This is a genomic window from Sutterella massiliensis, from assembly GCF_016899755.1.
GTDB lineage: Bacteria > Pseudomonadota > Gammaproteobacteria > Burkholderiales > Burkholderiaceae_F > Sutterella > Sutterella massiliensis.
Map to the genome: position 1 here is coordinate 47,393 of NZ_JACJJC010000002.1, position 13,440 is coordinate 60,832.

Genomic DNA, 13,440 nt, shown 5'->3' on the forward strand with positions numbered 1-13,440 from the left:
ATTAAGCAATCAGCGTGCCAAGTCGGTATCCGCCCGATCGAATGCTGTCCATTGAATCCTTTTGGCGCAGAACGACACAAGCGTCCGTCAACACGAACCGATGCGCCATTATGCACTCGACAAACGCTTTTATGCACCAACTCGGCGCACGACTTTTCGCAGAACCGATGCACTTTCACGATGCGGAAAGAAGCTTCAAAGAAAGCTTTCCTGCAGGTCGGAGAGAAACCGGATGCCCAATGGCGTTGCGCGAATGATTTCCGGATTCGTATCGAGTAGTCCCTTGGCCTCAAGTGCAGCTCGTTGCGGGCGAATTGTGTCGAGCAGCAGGCCGGTACGCTCTTCAAAGACCCGCGCAGGCACTCCCTCAACAAGCCGCAGCGCATTGAGCATGAATTCGAAGGGTCTCGCTTCCGGCTCAATGGCATACTGCTCCTCGATGCCGTTTCCAATAGTCTCCACCTGCGCGAGGTAGCGCGACGGCGACTGAATACGCATCTCACGGAAAATGCCGTCCCGGGTCGTCATCTTTCCGTGCGCGCCGGCACCAGCCGCAAGATAGTCGCCGAAAGTCCAATAGTTGAGATTGTGTCTGCAGCGTCGCCCCGCCCGGGCGTACCCCGATACCTCGTAGCGTTCATACCCTGCAGCAGCGAGGCGCTCCACGACGACGTCCCCCATATCGGCCGTCAAATCATCATCAGGGAGATCCGCCGGCACATGCTTGGCAAACGCTGTACCGGGCTCAATGGTGAGCTGATAACACGAGAGATGTGTGGCGCCCGACGAAACCGCTTCGTCGAGCTCCGAGAGCAAACCATCGATTGTTTCCCCCGGCAGCGCAAACATCAAATCCAGATTGAAATTGTCGAAGACCTTTTGGGTAGCTCGAATGGCGTTTCTAGCATCTTCTACAGAGTGGATGCGGCCAAGGCGCTTTAACCGCTCGTCGCAGAAGCTCTGGATGCCAAGCGATATTCTGTTGATACCCGCCGCGCGGAATGCGGTGAGTTTCTTTTCGTCGACCGTTCCGGGATTTGCCTCAAGTGTGATTTCGCAGTTTTCTTCGAGCTCAAAGCGCTTCGAAACACCGTCAATCAAAGCCTCAACGGCCCTACCGGACATGAGGCTCGGCGTACCGCCGCCAACGAAAATCGATGTGATTTTCCTATTGCCTGCGCGTAGCCGCCAATTGTTCAAATCTTTGAGTAGCGCTGCGACATAGCGCATTTCCTCCAGTGAGTCCGGCAACTTTCTGGAGTTGAAATCGCAATAAGGACACTTGCGAATACACCAAGGCCAGTGCAGATAAATGGAAAGGGGAATCTGCGCCAAGTCGAACATTTTTCAGCTAAATGTGCTTCTTCAATCGATTGTCCAAAAAGACTCGTTACCAGCCCCAGCGCTCGGCGAGCAGTTTTGCCATGACGCGCAGAGCTTGGCCGCGATGACTCACTGCATTTTTTTCGTCTGCAGTCAGGTCGGCAGCGGTCTTACCGAATTGCGGCAGGAAGAAGTGCGGGTCGTATCCAAAGCCGCCCGTACCACTCGGCGTATCGACTATTTCACCCTGCCAGGCGCCCTCCGCGATGAGCGGCTCGGGATCGTCAGGAGAGCGCACGGCAACGAGAACGCACATGTAATGCGCACGACGGTTGCTCTCTCCGCGGAGCTTTTCAACGAGAAGCGCGTTGTTTTTTGCATCGTCTGACGGTTCCCCGGCAAAGCGAGCGGAAAAAACACCCGGCGCGCCGCCGAGCGCATCAACACACAAGCCGGAGTCGTCCGCGAGCGCGGGGAGTCCAGTTTCCCTCGAAGCGTGACGGGCCTTCTGCAGGCAGTTTTCTACAAACGTGAAAAAAGGCTCTTCGCACGCAGAAACGCCGAGACTCCCCTGACTCACAATGTTCAAATTCATAGCTTCGAACATTGCTTGAAATTCACGAAGCTTCCCTTTGTTGTTAGAAGCCAGTACAAGTTTTTTTCCTTCCATTTTTCTGACTTAAAAAGAGTTTCTCTGGATCGCTTGGAGCTGCTCGTTGCCTTTTTTGGCAAGTTTGATCAGTTCTGTGAGCTCATCCTCGGTAAAAGGCTTTCCTTCGGCCGTCCCCTGAATCTCCACAAAACCGCCCAAGCTGGTCATGACAACATTCATGTCCGTATCGCTGCTGCTGTCTTCCGCATAGTTGAAGTCCAGCGCCGGCTCCCCGGACCACATGCCGACGGAAATCGCACTCACCTGCGCCAGAATCGGATCCTCTGCAAGGAGCTTTCGTTCCATCATCCAATTGGCGGCATCACGAAGCGCAACCCAAGCCCCCGTGATGGAAGCACAGCGCGTTCCACCGTCCGCCTGAATGACGTCGCAGTCGAGCTGAATCGTAAACTCGCCGAGTTTTTTGCGATCGACAACGGCACGAAGGCTTCGACCGATCAGGCGCTGAATTTCCTGTGTTCGACCGCTTTGCTTGCCCTTTACCGCCTCTCGATCGCAGCGCGTTCCTGTCGAGCGGGGAAGAAGTCCGTACTCTGCCGTCACCCAGCCCTCACCTTTGCCGCGCAAAAAAGGCGGAACGCCTTCGGTCACGCTCGCCGTACAGAGAACCTTCGTGTCGCCCACACTGATCAAAACGCTCCCCTCAGCGTACTTTGTGTAATTGCGCTCAATGGTCACTCGTCTGAGCTCGTCGTTTGCTCGTCCATCTATTCGCATTCACCCACCCATATATTTAATGCACTTTTCAGTTAATCTTTCTGCATACTTTTTATATGAATCAGAATTTACTACTCGTCCACGATTATCTACCTTAATAGCAACCACTCCCTCCTTCATATATATATGATTAAACAGATCCTCTAGCCCCTCGTATCTCGAAATGTCTTTTGAATGAACAACAAGAATAACGGGCGTACCAAGTCCAAGGCAAGGAAGAGCAGCGTGTATTCTAGAAGTTATAACTAGCTCTGCTTTAGAGTAAACATCCAACAACTCTCTCGCCTTTTCAAACCTTTCCTCATGAGACAAAGACAATGGAGCCTCATGCGTTACGTACTTAATATTTTTGCCATAATTGCAAGTTTTTAATATTATCTTCTTAAGGAGTCTAGAATATTTAAATTCTCTTACCTTCTTTTTAATTAAACGATTGATAGGAAAAACCTTTTCTCCTCTTTCTTCAAAAATACTTTTAAAAAACAACAAATCTGATACAACAACTCCCTTCCTAGCACTGTCGACTCTTTTAAAAGTCGTCGTTAGACACGAAGAAAAATAAGCAGCTATACCTTTTTCCTTCAATATTTTCACTGTATTCTCATCACGACAACCAATAGGTTCAAACCTTTTCCAAGAGTTCAAAACATTTAAAAAATCGGAATTATCGGAAAAACCTGAAATATTCATAGAAACCATTAAAGGATTAAAATTTTCAGGCAACCGGTGCCCATCAAACAGGTGATACCACCCGTTAATGATCGCCTTACCATGCGAATCTTGCAAGTCAATCAAGCTATCCCTATCAATAAAACCGTCAACTTTCGGATAAAATTGAAGAGCTGCTAACGTCTGAATATAATCCCCCAAATTTACGGAACTTGGCATATATCCATCATGACCTTTATAGTCATAAACTAGCGCAAGGTTTTTATCACTGGGCTCCATCATCAATGACTTATCTAGTAGGTTGAAATCGGGGAAAAATCTATTAGAATAGCGAGATTTTACCAACTTGCGCTGTAATTCATCATGTCTATTGCCAGCATGACGGGCTACGCAACTACCGACGGCGCAACGCCGGTCGGTGTCGTCACCGTCGAGTGCCGTTCCGTCAACACCCGTTTTCTCGATCTGACGCTCCGTTTGGACGAAGGCATTCGTTTTGTCGAGCCGCTCGTGCGCGAAACACTGCAAAAGCGCCTGACCCGCGGCAAAGTGGAAGTCCGCATGACGCTGCGTCCCAACGAGTCGGCCATGCCTGCGCGCGTGAACGAACCGGCACTTAAGCGCCTGCTCGAACTGCAGCAGCAGATTCAGAGCGTGAATCCGGAAGCCGACTCGCTTTCCGTCGCAGAGGTTCTCGAGATGCCGGGCGTCGTGGAAGCAGAGAAAACGGACAAGGACGCAGTGTCCGCAGCCGTACTTGCCATCCTCAACAAGGCGCTCGACGCTCTTGTTGAAGCCCGTGCGCGCGAAGGTGCGGCGCTCTCCAAGGTGCTGCTTGACTACTGCGACAACATGCAGGCAACAGTGAACGACGTACGGGCCAAAATCCCCGAAATCGTCTCTCACATCGAAAGCAAACTCACCGAACGCCTCAACGGTGCACTCACCGAGGCGCTTACCGAAAAGAGCACGCTTTCAGCCGAGGAAGTTTGCGATCGCATTCGTCAGGAAGTGACGCTCTACGCCATGCGCCTTGATGTTGACGAGGAAATGAATCGCCTCGACACGCATATTCGCGAAGTGCGCCGCCTCCTCGCCGCGGGCGGCGCGGTTGGCCGCAAGCTCGACTTCCTCGCGCAGGAGATGAACCGCGAAGCCAATACGCTTGGTTCCAAGGCTGCGGCCATTGAAATGACGAACGCATCGCTTTCGCTCAAAATCACGATCGATCAGATGCGCGAACAGATTCAGAATCTTGAGTAAGGAGCGAAAAAATGTCTCAGCAGCAGCCTGCCGAAGCCAATGTGCACGCTTATAGCCCCGACAAGCACCCCGGCCGACTTTTCCTCGTGACCGCCCCTTCGGGCGCTGGCAAGTCGACGCTCGTCAATGCGCTTCTTGCCAAGCAGCCGACGATCAAGCTTTCCATCTCCTTCACGACGCGCGATCCGCGTCCTGGAGAGGTCAACGGCCGCGAATACCATTTCGTCACCATTGAAGAATTCGAAGCCATGAAGGCGCGCGACGAATTTCTCGAATCCGCACTCGTACACGGCAACTACTACGGTACGAACCGCGTCTGGATCGAAAACGAAATGGCCAAGGGCCATGACGTTCTGCTCGAGATTGATTGGCAAGGTGCGCGTCAGGTTCGAAAGCGCTTTCCCGGCACCGTGGGCGTCTTCATTCTGCCGCCCTCTATTGAAGCGCTCGAATGGCGCCTTAATCACCGCGGAACCGATTCGCCGCAGACAATCACGCGCCGCCTCCTCGGCGCCGGTGCCGAGATGGCGCATGCTCCGGAATTCGAGTACGTTATAATCAACGAAGATTTCGACACGGCCCTCCTGCAGCTCGAAGCCATCGTCACGGCCAGTCGCCTCACCTACGGTCAGCAGGCGCTCCGATTCAGAAACCAGTTCGCCAATCTCGGCGTGCCGGTTTGACGTTTTTCGATGCTATCGGGATGGCCGATATTTTTCTGTCCGCTTTATTTTCCTGAAAACAGATGGCCCGCATTACCGTTGAAGACTGCCTCAAGAAGATTCCGAACCGCTTTCAGATGGTTCTGGTTGCCGCTTATCGCGCACGTCAGCTCACGCAGGGGCACAAGCCCATGGTTGATGCGAAGGACAAGCCTTCCGTCATCGCGCTGCGCGAAATCGCCGACGGCAAAGTTGATGTTACTCTTCTGAATCAGGTGCACCCGTAAGCACGCTGCGCCCTGTCGTTGCGACACGTACATCGGCCGACAAATCTGCGTTTCTATGGCGCAGGGTGTCGGCCGTTTTGTTTGTCGGTTGCAGTACCCCCTTGCGCTCCAATCGAGCGGCCTGCATGCATGAGAAATACAGCCGATTCTGCGCGTTTTCTCTCTCGACGAATAAATAAAGCGGCGCTTACGATAGGAAAGTTACGCTAAAAAAGTTCGAAGAACGTTCCGCCCTCGGTGTCCGAGATTTTCAATCGGACATGCGCAACTTCACAAAAACACAATCAAAAGGAATCGATCTCATGACCGTCGAGACTGCGCCGCTTTTCCCGGACGACATGTACGCCACGAAGGAAGACGGTCTGCCCGCTCAGCCGATGCCTCGCGCTCAGCGGAAAACCATCGCCCCCTTCAGCTTCACAAAGCACCAGCACCGGATGCCGCTGCCCGGACCTTTTGTACCGGAGAAGCTTCCCGACGCCGACCTGCCGCTCTTTACACCGCAGGCGCCCGACGTCGTCGTCACGGCACAGGGGCTGATCGATACCTGCGGACTTTATCTGCCTGCGCACGAAGTCGAAAAAATTCGAGAAGCCTATCGCTACGCCGACAATGCGCATCTCGGGCAGTTCAGAAAGTCGGGCGAACCTTACATTACGCATCCGATTTCGGTCGCCTCCATCCTTGCCTCTTGGCGCATGGACGCCGAAACCATTCAGGCGGGCCTCATGCACGACGTGCTCGAAGACACGGGCACGAGCAAGCGTGAAATGGCTGAAAAATTCGGCACCGACGTTGCCGAGCTTGTCGACGGGGTCTCCAAGCTCGATAAGTTGCGCTTCTCGTCGAACGAAATCGCTCAGGCCGAGAGCTTCCGAAAGATGCTCCTGGCGATGTCGCGGGACGTTCGCGTCATTCTCGTGAAGCTCGCCGACCGTTTGCACAACATGCGCACGCTCGGCGTCATGCGGCCGGAAAAGCGTGCACGCATTGCCAAGGAAACGCTCGACATTTACGTACCGATTGCGCACCGCCTGGGGCTCAACAATGTGTTCCGCGAACTGCAGGAACTGAGCTTTGCCAACCGTTATCCCTTCCGCTACAAGGTCCTCTACGACAACGTCCTCAAGACGCGCAACAACCGCCGCGCAATTCTCGAGCGCATCCTGAACGAAACTAAGGCTTCGCTTTCGAAGTCCGGCATCCGTTGCCGCATTCTCGGTCGAGACAAAACGATTTACGGCATCTACAACAAGATGCGCGAAAAGCACCAGTCCTTCTCCGATGCGCTCGACATTTACGGTTTTCGCGTCATCGTCCGTTCGAAAGACGACTGCTATCTGACTTTGGGAGCGCTGCACCAGCTCTATAAGCCAGTCCATGCTCGATTCAAGGACTTCATTGCCATCCCCAAGGCCAACGGTTACCAGAGCCTGCATACCACTGTGATCGGCCCGGACGGTACGCCCATCGAATACCAAATTCGCACCGAGGAGATGCACCGCATCAACGAGAACGGCATTCTCGTTCACTGGCTCTACAACATCGACGAAGATGCAGCGGACCTGCAGTCCCGCACGGCGGCGTGGCTGCAAAATCTGCTCGAAATTCAGCGCACCAGCAAGGACAGCACGGAATTCCTTGAAAACATTAAGGTCGACCTTTTCCCGAACCGCATTTACGTCTTTACGCCCAAGGGAAAAATCATTTCGCTGCCGAAGGGGTCAACACCGATCGACTTCGCTTACGAAATTCACACCGATGTCGGCAACCACACCGAAAGTGTGCGCATCAACAGCGAAGTGAAGCCCCTCTCGAGCAGCCTGCGTAACGGCGACCTCGTGCAGGTCGTCACGTCGCCCGATGCCCACCCGAATCCGCAGTGGCTCGGCTGGGTTCACTCTGGGAAGGCCCGAGCAGAAATTCGTCAATACCTGCGCACCTGCCAATTCGATGAATCGACGAAGCTCGGCCGACTTGCCTTGGAAGCACTCGCCGAAGAGCAAAAGGTCGATCTCTACGCCGTGCCGACCTCCGTGATGGAAAAGCTCTTCAAGGAATTCGGCGTCGACAGTGTTGCGTCGCTCTACGCAGCAATCGGCTTGGGGAAGGCCCTTGCAGCTGCCGTTTTGCACCGGCTCATGAGTCTTCTGCAGGCTGAAGGCAAGCGCGACGCCGACCTGGCGCTTCCTGCCGTCATCATCAACGGCAACGAGGGCACGGCGCAGCACCTCGCACCCTGCTGCCACCCGATTCCGGGCGACCGCATCACCGGTATGAATCGACCGGGCGTCGGTGTCACTGTGCACCGAGCAGACTGCCCGCACGCCGAACGCGGCCGCCAAGCCGACCCGAGCCGCTGGATGACGCTCGAATGGGGCTCGCCCAAGCCGGGCGCCCATTTCCCCGTTCCGCTCGAAGTGCGCGTCACGGACGCACACGCCGGTCTTGCGGTCGTCGCAACGTCGGTTTCCGAAGCCAACTCGAGCATCACAGCTGTATCGCTCGAAGAAGAAGGGAAGGATCAAATCGTCCTCGTCACTGTTCAGGTGCGAGACAAGAATCACCTGATCCACGTCATGCGAACAATCCGCCAGAACGAAGCCGTTCTGCGCGTAAAGCGCATCCTGGACGATACGTCCGTCGCGAAGAACGCAAGGAACTTAACCAAACTCGCTAAACCCGGGAAGGTCACTTCCGATGGTCTGGGAAGCTCGAAAGCCTGACTGACCCAGGCCTCGTGATGATGTGCGGCAACGGCTTTAAACCGTTGCCGCCTTGCTTTTATCAGCACCCCCCTCACGCCCTCTCAGGCCTCTTTTCAGGGGATCGGCTGTTCGTTGGTGTAGGTAACTTCAAGGATCTCGATGGTATCGACACCAGCGGGATGTGTGCTCGTTGCAGGCGTCGGAAGCTTCACCTCGTCGCCCTCATGGTGCTTGAGTAAGACCCGAGCGATCGGGCTGATCCAGCTCACGTCGCCATGCGATGCATCTGCCTCATCAATGCCGACGATTCGGATTTTGCGCTCTTCGCCGCGTTGATTGACGTATAGAACAGTCGCGCCAAAAAAGACCTGATCCGTTTCGGGATGCGACTCAGGGTCGACAACCTCCGCGGATTCGATGCGCTTATTGAGGAAGCGAATGCGTCGGTCGATCTCTCTCAGGCGTCTTTTGCCGTACAGATAGTCGCCGTTCTCGCTTCGATCGCCGTTGCTCGCAGCCCAGGAAACGACATTGACGACCTCGGGACGTTCGACGTTGACCAGGTGTTCACGCTCATCAAGCAACCGTCGATAACAGGCCGGCGTCATATAGTTTTTGGTATTCGGCGGCAGCCCGGGAAGCTTCACTTCGTCATCATCGTCTTGAGCCATGATTTGCCTCTTCGCCATCCCGATTTCAACAATCATCGGAAAGCAGAACAGTTTCAAAGCGTCCGATTTTAGAGAATCTTGTGGGAAACGGTTCGGTCTGCAACCTGCCCAGCAATGGAGACCCACGGGCTTCTCGCGGTCAGACGAAACGCAAAGCCTCCTACCTAAGCTACGCTTTTTGAGCAACGGTAGAGAATGATTGCACGGTCGGCGAATTTAACCTGCACCCTTCGGATAACACACCTTTTGTCTTTCTGCGTAAACAAAGGATTCAAAGGGCTACAGGCAAAAAAAAGGGGCGTAGTAAACGCCCCTTTCGATATTCTGTGGTGGAGAGGAGGAGGATCGAACTCCCGACCTCTGCATTGCGAACGCAGCGCTCTCCCAGCTGAGCTACCCCCCCATGCAGGAGACAAATTGTGCATGACTTTTCTTCTTTTGGCAATAGCCAGGGACAAAAATGACGCGAGAACGCTACAACATCATCCGATCGGATGATTTATGGCGATATTGGCAATGGAGCGGACTGAACGAACCATATGCGCCATAATGGCGAGATGCAGAAAATCGACTTTCACTTCAACGTTTCCGACCGCCTGCGCTACGCCTGTCTGGTTGCCAGAACCGTACTGCGCCGCGGGTTGACGCTCGCGCTCTGGAGTTCGGACGAAAGACGGCTTCGCGATCTGGATGCGCTGCTGTGGCGCTTTAACGATTTGGCTTTTCTGCCGCATGTCTACAGTTCGTCGCCGCTCGCAGGTGAAACACCGATTCTGATCTCCACAGATCTTTCGACGCTCAATGGCGACGTTCTGCTGCTTCTTGACGATCATCTGCCGCCCACTTGGCAGACCGATTTTGCGCGCTTCAATCGCATCATTGACGTTGTCAGTACCAATCCCCAAGAACTCGCACTCTCGCGGGATCGGTATCGCGCCTATCGCGCGGCGGGTGTTGAGCTTGCAGCGTACGATCGCCGTCAGTAATCCCTTTCGGAACAAATTCAATGGAACGCCAAGAACCCGTCATTGACTCCGCACAAATGCTTCAGGATCGCGTCAAGCTTACTTGGCGCGAGATCCGCGACCTGGCGTCTGCCGATCAAAAGGCGGAAACCGCCGCTCAGCAGAGCAACACCCCCTCTGCCGGCAAGGCGAGTGCGGACGCACCTCTGACAGAACCCGCCCTTCTGCAACCGTCGGCGCCGTCCGAACCGGCTCGCATTGAGCCTTCGCTCTCGGCCGAAGACCGTGCCGCCATCATTGCGTATCTGTCGCCTCGACTCGAAGAAACGCTTCGCAGTGCGCTTCGCGACGCACTGGAGATGGCGCTTGCCAATGCGTTTACGCGCGTACGAAGCGATGTCGAACGCTCGATCGGCACGCTCGTTTCGCAGACCGTTGCCAAGGAGCTCGAAAGCCTCGATCTCTCGAAGATCCTCAAGCGCTGATTTTCGACATCAATACACTTCACCTACGCGCAGTGCCGCATCTCACGCGTGAGCGATCGTGAGAAAATAAATCACTTTTTCTGTTGGGCGGGCGTCGACTAAGCGGGAGGAATGCATTCCGCCTGCTTCGACGTCTTTTGACCCTCCTCTCTTATTCAAGACCTCAAGATGACGGACAAAAAGACCGAACTTGCCAAGAGCTTTGAACCGGCGGAAATTGAAGCCCGCTGGTATCCGACTTGGGAGTCGCGCGGCTACTTCCGAGCCGGCCTCGACCCGAAAAAGCCCAGCTTCTCCATCCAGCTGCCGCCGCCCAACATCACGGGCATTCTGCACATGGGGCACGCCTTCAATCAGACCGTGATGGATACGCTCACGCGCTATCACCGTATGGCGGGCTACAACACGCTCTGGCTCCCGGGTACGGACCATGCGGGCATTGCCACGCAGATCGTGGTCGAACGCAAGCTCGAAGCGCAGGGTATTGACCGTCGCGACATCGGTCGAGAAGCCTTCAACGAAAAAATTTGGGAGTGGCAGAAGTACTCGGGCGGCACCATCCTTCAGCAGATGCGCCGTTTGGGTGACAGCGTCGATTGGGACCGTCTCTACTTCACGATGGACGAAAAGCTCTCGAAGGTCGTGGTCGAATGCTTCGTGTCGCTCTACGAGCAGGGCCTCATCTACCGCGGCAACCGTCTCGTGAACTGGGATCCGAAGCTGCAGAGCGCCGTTTCCGACCTCGAAGTTGAAAGCAAGGAAACCGACGGCCACCTCTGGGAAATCCGCTACCCGGGCGCCGACGGCTCCGAAGGCGTCGTGGTGGCAACCACGCGTCCGGAAACGCTCTTCGGCGACCAGGCCGTGGCCGTGCACCCCGAAGACGAACGCTACAAGGCGCTCATCGGCAAGACGCTCAAGCTCCCGCTCACCGACCGCGAGATTCCCGTCATCGCCGACGAATATGTCGACCGCGAATTCGGCTCGGGCTGCGTCAAGATCACGCCGGCGCACGACTTCAACGACTTTGAAGTCGGTCGCCGCCACAATCTCCCGCTTCTCAATGTGCTCACGAAGACCGCGCACATGAATGAGAACGTGCCCGAAAAGTATCGCGGCATGGACCGTTACGAGTGCCGAAAGGCCGCTCTGAAGGACCTTGAAGCCGCCGGTCTCCTGGTCGGCATTAAGCCTATCAAGCACATGGTGCCGTTCGTTGCGCGCACGGGCGAAGTCGTCGAACCGATGCTTTCCGAGCAGTGGTATCTCGCAATGAGCAAGCCCGCGCCCGAAGGCGTGCTCCACCCGGGCAAGTCGCTTGCCGAAGAAGGGCTCGAAGCGGTCGAAACGGGCGACGTGAACATCTTCCCGGCCGAATGGCGCGGCGTCTATCGCCAGTGGCTCGAAAACATTCAGGACTGGTGTCTCTCGCGCCAGCTCTGGTGGGGCCATCAGATTCCCGCTTGGTACGACGACAAGGGCAACGTCTACGTCGCTCGGACGGAAGAAGAAGCTCAGCAGAAAGCGGGCGAAGGCGTTTCGCTTCGCCGGGATGAGGACGTGCTCGACACGTGGTTCTCGTCCGCGCTCGTGCCCTTCTCCACGCTTGGCTGGCCCAAGCCCCAGGGGGACGACCGCACGGCACTCGACCTCTATCTGCCGAGCACGGTGCTCGTTACGGGTTACGACATTCTCTTCTTCTGGGTGGCCCGCATGGTCATGATGACGCGCCACTTCACGGGCCGCGTCCCCTTCAAGAACGTGTACATCCACGGTCTCGTGCGCGACGCCGAAGGCAAGAAGATGTCTAAGAGCGAAGGCAACACCCTCGATCCGCTCGACATCATTCAGGGCATCGACCTTGAGTCCCTCGTCGTCAAGAACACGAAGGGCCTGCGTCAGCCTGAAAAGGCGCCGATCGTCGAAAAGAAGCTGCGCAAGAACTACCCGAACGGCATTGCCGCGCACGGCGCCGATGCGCTGCGCTTCACGATGGCCGCCTACGCTACGCTCGGGCGCAATGTGAACTTCGACATCAAGCGCGCCGAAGGCTATCGCAACTTCTGCACGAAGCTTTGGAACGCCACGCGCTTCGTTCTCATGAACGTTGAAGGTGCCGATTGCGGTGTGGGTGCGACGGCCGGTGCGCCGATGGAATTCTCGTTCGTCGATCGCTGGATTCAGAGCGAACTCGAGCAGACGATCGATACGGTGATTCGTGCCTACGCCGACTACCGCCTCGACAATGCCGCCAACGCCATTTACTCGTTCGTCTGGAACGAGTACTGCGACTGGTACCTGGAACTCGCCAAGGTTCAGCTCAAGGGCAACGAAGCGCAGGCTCGTGCGACGCGCCACACCCTGGTCACCGTTCTTGAGACGGTGCTGCGTCTCGCGCACCCGATCATTCCGTTCATCACCGAAGAGCTCTGGCAGACGGTGTCGGTTGCGGCCGGCGTCCGCGCCGAAGCGGAAGAAACCTCCATCATGATTCAGGCTTATCCGACCTACGAAGCCGATCGTGTGGACACCGCCGCCTGCGAACAGATGAAGGATGTCAAGGCCATCATCGACTCGGTTCGCAACCTTCGCGGCGAAATGAAGCTCTCGCCCTCGCAGAAGGTTCCGCTACTGATGTCGGGTTCGGCGGACGCCTGTGCGGAATACGCCCCCTACCTTCAGTTCCTCGCTCGCCTGCAGTCCGTCGAGCACGCAGAGAATCTCGACGATCAGGCCAAGGGCACCGTCGCGCCTGTAGCAATCGTCGGCGACTTTAAGCTCATGCTCAAGGTTGAGATTGACGTTGCCGCCGAACGCGATCGCCTCTCGAAGGAAGTGGCAAGACTCACCGGCGAAGTGGCCAAGTGCGAAGGCAAGCTCTCCAACGAGCGCTTTGTCTCGAAGGCGCCCGAAGCTGTCGTGGCTGCCGAGCGTAAGCGTCTTGAGGACTTCAAGGCACTGCTTGCCAAGGTGTCGGAACAGCTCGCAAAGCTTCCCGCTGCGTAATCGCTTTTCCG

12 protein-coding genes and 1 tRNA gene are annotated in these 13,440 nt (G+C 55.8%); 7 read left to right on the plus strand and 6 right to left on the minus strand.

What is annotated here, in order from left to right:
- Positions 1–195: 195 nt before the first annotated feature.
- The 4 genes from hemW to H6A60_RS01605 are packed head-to-tail and all read right to left on the minus strand — an operon-like array spanning position 196 to position 3,664.
- Positions 196–1,344, minus strand: coding sequence for a radical SAM family heme chaperone HemW (hemW, locus tag H6A60_RS01590; protein ID WP_205101608.1), 1,149 nt, complete (start codon positions 1,342–1,344; stop codon positions 196–198).
- Positions 1,345–1,390: 46 nt separating this feature from the next.
- A complete protein-coding gene (gene rdgB, locus H6A60_RS01595; RefSeq protein WP_205101609.1) occupies positions 1,391–1,993 on the minus strand; it encodes an RdgB/HAM1 family non-canonical purine NTP pyrophosphatase in 603 nt (200 codons plus the stop codon).
- 9 nt (positions 1,994–2,002) lie between these two features.
- Positions 2,003–2,713: a ribonuclease PH gene (rph, locus tag H6A60_RS01600; RefSeq protein ID WP_205101611.1), complete on the minus strand. Its 711-nt coding sequence runs from the start codon at positions 2,711–2,713 to the stop codon at positions 2,003–2,005.
- Positions 2,714–3,664, minus strand: coding sequence for a polysaccharide pyruvyl transferase family protein (locus tag H6A60_RS01605; RefSeq protein ID WP_205101614.1), 951 nt, complete (start codon positions 3,662–3,664; stop codon positions 2,714–2,716). It lies immediately after the preceding gene.
- An 81-nt stretch (positions 3,665–3,745) separates the two neighbouring features.
- Between H6A60_RS01605 and H6A60_RS01610 the strand changes: the two genes are divergently transcribed.
- The 4 genes from H6A60_RS01610 to H6A60_RS01625 all read left to right on the plus strand — a co-directional run bounded on the left by H6A60_RS01610 (position 3,746) and on the right by H6A60_RS01625 (position 8,320).
- A complete protein-coding gene (locus H6A60_RS01610) occupies positions 3,746–4,645 on the plus strand; it encodes a YicC/YloC family endoribonuclease (RefSeq protein WP_239477523.1) in 900 nt (299 codons plus the stop codon).
- A gap of 11 nt (positions 4,646–4,656) precedes the next feature.
- Positions 4,657–5,328 (plus strand): guanylate kinase, encoded by a 672-nt coding sequence (gene gmk / locus H6A60_RS01615; protein ID WP_205101616.1) that lies wholly within the window; start codon positions 4,657–4,659, stop codon positions 5,326–5,328.
- A 62-nt stretch (positions 5,329–5,390) separates the two neighbouring features.
- The gene (gene rpoZ, locus H6A60_RS01620; RefSeq protein ID WP_205101618.1) at positions 5,391–5,594 is read left to right on the plus strand and encodes a DNA-directed RNA polymerase subunit omega; all 204 of its coding nucleotides are present in this window, start codon (positions 5,391–5,393) and stop codon (positions 5,592–5,594) included.
- Positions 5,595–5,896: 302 nt separating this feature from the next.
- Positions 5,897–8,320, plus strand: a complete 2,424-nt coding sequence (locus H6A60_RS01625; protein WP_205101619.1) for a RelA/SpoT family protein — start codon at positions 5,897–5,899, stop codon at positions 8,318–8,320.
- A gap of 95 nt (positions 8,321–8,415) precedes the next feature.
- Here H6A60_RS01625 and greB read toward each other — a convergent pair whose 3' ends face one another.
- Both greB and H6A60_RS01635 read right to left on the minus strand, forming a co-directional pair.
- Positions 8,416–8,973, minus strand: a complete 558-nt coding sequence (greB, locus tag H6A60_RS01630; RefSeq protein ID WP_205101625.1) for a transcription elongation factor GreB — start codon at positions 8,971–8,973, stop codon at positions 8,416–8,418.
- A gap of 327 nt (positions 8,974–9,300) precedes the next feature.
- A tRNA-Ala gene (locus H6A60_RS01635) sits at positions 9,301–9,376 on the minus strand.
- A 136-nt stretch (positions 9,377–9,512) separates the two neighbouring features.
- Between H6A60_RS01635 and H6A60_RS01640 the strand changes: the two genes are divergently transcribed.
- The 3 genes from H6A60_RS01640 (at position 9,513) to H6A60_RS01650 (ending at position 13,429) form a co-directional block, all read left to right on the plus strand.
- Positions 9,513–9,959, plus strand: coding sequence for a DNA polymerase III subunit chi (locus tag H6A60_RS01640; protein WP_239477524.1), 447 nt, complete (start codon positions 9,513–9,515; stop codon positions 9,957–9,959).
- Between the two features lie 20 nt (positions 9,960–9,979).
- Positions 9,980–10,423, plus strand: coding sequence for a hypothetical protein (locus tag H6A60_RS01645; protein ID WP_205101626.1), 444 nt, complete (start codon positions 9,980–9,982; stop codon positions 10,421–10,423).
- A 168-nt stretch (positions 10,424–10,591) separates the two neighbouring features.
- On the plus strand, positions 10,592–13,429 hold the full coding sequence (locus H6A60_RS01650; RefSeq protein WP_205101634.1) for a valine--tRNA ligase: 2,838 nt from the start codon (positions 10,592–10,594) through the stop codon (positions 13,427–13,429).
- Positions 13,430–13,440 lie beyond the last annotated feature (11 nt).